The 5,445-nt window shown below is 52.1% G+C and carries 3 protein-coding genes; all 3 read right to left on the bottom strand.

Annotation, left to right across the window (positions count from 1 at the left end):
* Positions 1–141: 141 nt before the first annotated feature.
* A complete protein-coding gene (locus FYJ73_RS15380) occupies positions 142–1,731 on the bottom strand; it encodes an ATP-binding protein (RefSeq protein ID WP_154535620.1) in 1,590 nt (529 codons plus the stop codon).
* 140 nt (positions 1,732–1,871) lie between these two features.
* Positions 1,872–3,362 carry a TolB family protein gene (locus FYJ73_RS15375; protein WP_154535619.1) on the bottom strand — a complete coding sequence of 497 codons (1,491 nt, stop codon included), beginning with the start codon at positions 3,360–3,362 and terminating at the stop codon, positions 1,872–1,874.
* 23 nt (positions 3,363–3,385) lie between these two features.
* Positions 3,386–5,317 (bottom strand): DUF6057 family protein, encoded by a 1,932-nt coding sequence (locus tag FYJ73_RS15370; protein WP_154535618.1) that lies wholly within the window; start codon positions 5,315–5,317, stop codon positions 3,386–3,388.
* Positions 5,318–5,445: the final 128 nt, after the last annotated feature.

Raw genomic sequence — 5,445 nt, 5'->3', positions numbered from 1 at the left:
AATCTATTGAAGAAGTCTTTGAGTAACATTGGCTTGGTTTTTTCCATAAAAGTAGCTGTATTTTAGAAGATTACAAAAGAGCAACTAATTATTTAACGAATATTAGTACGGACATCACCACACAGAAAATGTTTTGAAAGACTATTTCCTGCATATCCAACCTGCAACAGTGCCTGTTTTACTGCTGATATTGCATCCAATTTTATATAGCGTACGGTGATCGTTGGCATATTCGAGTGCATATCCCATTTGTTCGATCTGGGTGAGAGCCTCTTCTGCTGTGCGATCTAACTTGTATTCGATGATATAAATGTATTTTTCGGTCTCTATCACAAAGTCGGCGCGGCCTTGGCTCGTTTCTTTCTCTTGCCAAACAGTATAGACACTCACCAGCCTCATGATAAGATAGATTGTATATTGGAAATAGCGCTCACGCTCTCTTTCATTCTCTTTTCTTCTCGCTGAATAGGGAATACTGGCTAAGAAAGCTGTGAGGATATCTCTGTATCTATCCGAATCTCCATTTTTCAGCGCCCTTACCATTTGTGAGCAAATAGTGATAGGACTCTCCTTAGTCCTTAGATAATCCGCTGAGAGCAACGAGACAAACCCCTTGGCTACCTCGTCGTTGGGCAAGTCAAGTTTATATTGTCCCAAGTCGCTGTCATAGTCCTTGATGGTTAAGTAGCCACTTTGATATATCATGGGCAAAGGTTGCTCAATGTCTGCCTTGTAGTCTATAAACTGTTGTGGGTCGTAGTATTCTCCTACCATCTCGTTGAGATTCTCATTGCAGTGATTGAGCAGGCGTACGAGATAGGTCGGAGTGCCGCTTTGAAACCAGTAATCGCCGATACAAAGATTGTCAAAGGCCTTGAGCAGACTGAAGGGATTATAGATGTCTGTCATGCGGCTGCTGAAATGATAACCATCGTAGTGGCGCTGCAACTCTTTGCGTGTCTCCTCTACAGTGCGCCCCATGGCCTGCGCCAAGTCAGCGATACTGTCAGCAAACACTGTATTGAGCTCGTCTGTCGTGATACCGCATAAAGCATCGTATTTCGACACCATGCTGATGTCATTAGGCTGATTGAAGCCACTGAACACGCTGACTTGTGCAAACTTAGTGACACCTGTCAACAACACGAACTTTAGGTCTGCATCAGCCTTCTTAAAGACAGAATAGAAACCTTTCAGCAGTTCTCGGTTGCTATCCTCCACATATTGCCCTTCCGGCCCACTGTTCATGGTCAGTCCCGTGTCCAGCACGTCGAGGATAGGCTTGTCATATTCATCGACAAGCACGACAGCACGGAGCCCTGTCTTCTCGTGTGCTGCATGCAAAACGCCGGCGAAGCGGTCTCCCAGCGTGATGGCGTCGGGGTTACCCCCATAGAGACGCTCTTTTCCGGCAACGAAGGTGGTAAGCATATCACGCAACGCTGACGCATCCTGAAAGGAAGAACCATTGAAGTCAAGATGGAATACAGGGTATTTCTTCCACTCATGCTCCAGACTGTCTATTGCTAACCCATGAAACAAACTATGCTGCCCCTCAAAATAATATTTCAGCGTAGAGACAAGCAAAGACTTGCCAAATCGGCGTGGACGGCTAAGAAAGTAGATCTTGCCGCGGGTCACCAGATCATACACCAGTGCCGTCTTATCTACATAAACATAGCCGTCCTCTCTGATGCTCTTGAAGTCTTGTACGCCAATAGGATATTTCATTGTGCCTGCCTTTTATGATTCTACTGCAAACTTACGTCATTTTTTTCAATTTACCATCGTTTCATCTAAAAAAAACGATGAGCTGTAGTAATCGTTTCTTTTAAGTAGGTTCCTTCTATTAGCAGCCTCTTTGGCGTTTCTTACTTGATTTCCGTCGCCACGCGCTGCTCGCTGCGGATGCCATCGGCAGCCTTACGGGCGTTGAGACGGACGGGGCGGAGGGTGAAGTCGGGCGTGTTGTAGCTGTTGAGCTGACGGTCGTAGTAGAGCCAGGGATTGCGCTGAGGCAGCAGGAAAGGCTTGTCTATGCGTCCGCGGCTGTCGACGTGAGCCAGATAGAGCTGGGTATAGTAGCCGTTGATGCGTCGTGAGGTGAAGACGATCCAATGGCTGTTGCGGCTCCAGTTGTGCCACGAGTCGGTGTTCTCGCTGTTGATTTCCGTGAGTGGGCGGGCGCTCATCGTGCGCAAGTCGAGCAGCCACTGGTCGGCCTCCTTGTGCCAGATGGGGAAGCAGCCATAGTCGCTCAGCGTGAAGAGCAGGAAACGGCCGTCGTAGGATGGGCGCGGATGGTTGGCACTCTTTCCCATCAGACGGGCGTTGAAAATGGTGTCGATCTTGCCTACGGTGTGTCCGGTCTTCGGGTCAAAGCCTACGCGACAGATGTTGTACTTGATGTCTTTATAGTGTGCCGGGATGTCCCATGCCGTAGAGGAGACAAAGTAGAGCGTGCGTCCGTCGGGCGAGAACACGGGGTAGTTTTCGTAGTGGTCTTTCGTCATCACTGCTGGGTTGAGCACGATCTGATGAGTGGCGGGATGATAGATGAGCACGTCGGAGGCTTGGTCAAAGACTTCGATGCGCTCGCTGCGGACGGCATGGAAGCTCTGATGAGTCTGGTTGGTGCTATAGGCAACCCACTGTCCTGACGGGTGCCAATAGGGATAGACCATCGAGCCTTTGAGCGAGTCGTTTTTGGCTTTAAGGATTTCCACGCGTCCGTGCTGCGAGATGAGCGTGCCGCCGTTGGCACCACGGATGTGGAAGGTGAACTGTTCGGGCGATGTTTGGTTGCTTGTATGACAATTGAGGCAAGCACCGGGCACGGCAGTGTTGACGAGGATGGCCTGCTCGTCGAAGTTGCTCAGGTTGCGCTGGTAGAGTCCCATCTTGCCGTAGACTTCGTAGCCGGGAGGAATAAGGCGGTAGGTGAGTCCCCACTCGCCGAGCGGGTCAGAGGAGACATTGACCGTGAAGTCGCGATATTGCTTCCACTCGCCGCCGCGCTTGATGTATACCGAGAACACGAGCTTTCCGCCTTTGTTGGCTTCGGTGAGACGGTGCCACCCATCAACGTCGAAGTCGGCATAGTCGCCGCTGGCTTCCATCTTGCCACGCTTCGAACCTTTCACCACGACGTACATGGACTCGGCATCCCTGCCCACCGCGCTGAAGTCGAGGGGTGCGATGTCCACGGGGATGGTTGTACCGGCATAGTCAGGAAAAATCCTTGGCAGAACGTTGACAGGCGTAGCGTTGGAGGGTTTGCTACTGCACGAGGTCAACAGTCCGAGGCTAAGACAGACGACCGCAACAAGCGATGAGGCGATAATGAAACTTATTTTCTTCATTTCTGTGTTGTTCTAAAAGGTTATCAATAGATGGTCTGCATCTTCTCCTTGCCCTTCTTCTTGGTATTGCCGCTCATGAGCAGATAGTGCCAAGCGTTGTAGGCGAGAGGCGGCCGGTTGAGGGCAGGATCGTTGCGGTTGGTCATATAAGCACGGATGAAGGCCACTGTGGCGTCGACATTCTGCCGGTCTACACTGTAGGGCATGCCCTGCAGCGTGTTGTGGCGTTGCAGCCACGAGCCGATGAGCACCTGCTGGATAGCGTAGGGAATATGGTCGAACTGCACGAAGCGCCCCAGGGGATAGTACTGCATGAAGCGGTCCAGGTCACGCTGAAGCAGTTCGTAGGCGATGAGATACTCGTAGGCCATGCGGTTGTCGTACTTCTTGTTGTCGACGAGCAACAGGCCGAGCATCTGATCCATCTCCTGATCGCTGAAGAGATAGTCGTGATGTTTGATGCGGATGTCGCGCAGACGGCCGTACTCCGGGTCGGCTTTGACAGCGGCACTGTTGTAGAGGAAACGCTCCTGACTACGGGCCCACTGGCGGTAGAACAGACTGTTCTCAAGCATGCGCAGGTATTTGGCGGCCACGGCATAGTTGCCGTTGATGATCTCGCACTGGGCGATGCGGCGCGTCAGGCGTCCGCTTTTGCGATAGTTGGGGATGGCTTCCTGAGCCTCAAAGGTGTAGCGCTCGGCATCGTTGACCATGCCCAGCTGATAAAACGCCTCGGCAGTGGGCAGCGGGGAAGTCATGTCGCGGGTGAATGTGGGGAAGAGGCCCTCAGCACCATTCTGATAGAATTCGAAGAGACGGTCGCAGAGCTGCCCCTGCATGGCAAGGGCGAGGTTGACACAACTCACGCTCATCGGTGAGGAGGCCTGCCGCTTCTCGGCTTTCTCTATGATGCGCTGCCACTGGTGGATGCGCACGAGATAGTCGTAATCAATGAGTTCGTAGGTGGCACGGTCGAAGCTGAGGCGCAGCAGAGGCACGGCGGCAAGCACGATGACGACAATCTGAGCTATTTCGGTGCGCATGGCTTTCTTTCCCTCCAAACGTGGTAGGTAGGAAGCTGCGAGGGGCAACAGGGCAAACAGTGCTGCCACTACCCATTGCATCACGGGGATGATGCCGGGATAGCGGAAGTAGTTGATGCCACCAAACAACTTGTAATAAGGATATTGCAAGAAGCGTCCGCACAGCCAGACAACAGCCACGAAGTAGAGAACGCTCAGCAGCATCCATCCCACTGGCGTCACCAACGGCTTGTGCTCCGCCTTCTTCTCGGCAAAGGATTGGACTTGTGTCGGGCTCATGCTTGTAGAGGAGGCGTGTGGGCGTGTTTGTGAATTGCTCATTCCCTCTCTCTTTGAGAGAGTGGAGGAGGATCTGTGGAACCCGGTTGCCAATGCTAATCCGATTGCGACCGGTCCCACCAGCCAGTAACCCACGGGGATGGCGATGAGCAGATATATGGCCGGAGCCATCCAACCACGGCTATGGTCACGCACGATGATATAGTGGAGCATCAGCTCTTCCATGCCGAGTAAGGCAATGGCAAAGGAGAGCAGCACGTTCTCGTTGCCCATGAGCGCCCAAAGGGAAATGGCGGGGATGAAGCTCAGCAGATACCACGATGGCGACACGCCGTTGCGGCGCATCAGCACCCATGTGAGTCGTTGCAGACTAAAGAAGACAAGGGCAAGGAGAATGGCTCCTAAGGCATAGACATAGTAGAACTGGGAGATGAACTCGGCCACATAGTCAGCCAGTCCACCCGGCACACTGATGCGCTCGGTGAAGTAGGACGGGGTGAAGAGAAACAGCTGATACTGCTCTTGGTAGCTGAGTGCGCATCGGTAAGGAAAAGCCCAAAAGAGCGCTACGGCAATGGCGAAGAGCAGGGAAAGGAAGCCTTGCAGATGCTTATGAATGAACGACCACATAAAAAAGGTAGTTGATACAAATGATAAATGAAGAAAGCAGCGCCAAGAGCCTGTTTGGACAGACTCATGGCGCATGCTTGAATGGACAATTTAAAGAAACCTATTTCTTAACAACGAAGTGCCAGAAT

It is taken from the genome of Hallella mizrahii (genome assembly GCF_009695775.1).
GTDB lineage: Bacteria > Bacteroidota > Bacteroidia > Bacteroidales > Bacteroidaceae > Prevotella > Prevotella mizrahii.
This window is presented reverse-complemented; position numbering and strand designations above follow the sequence as displayed.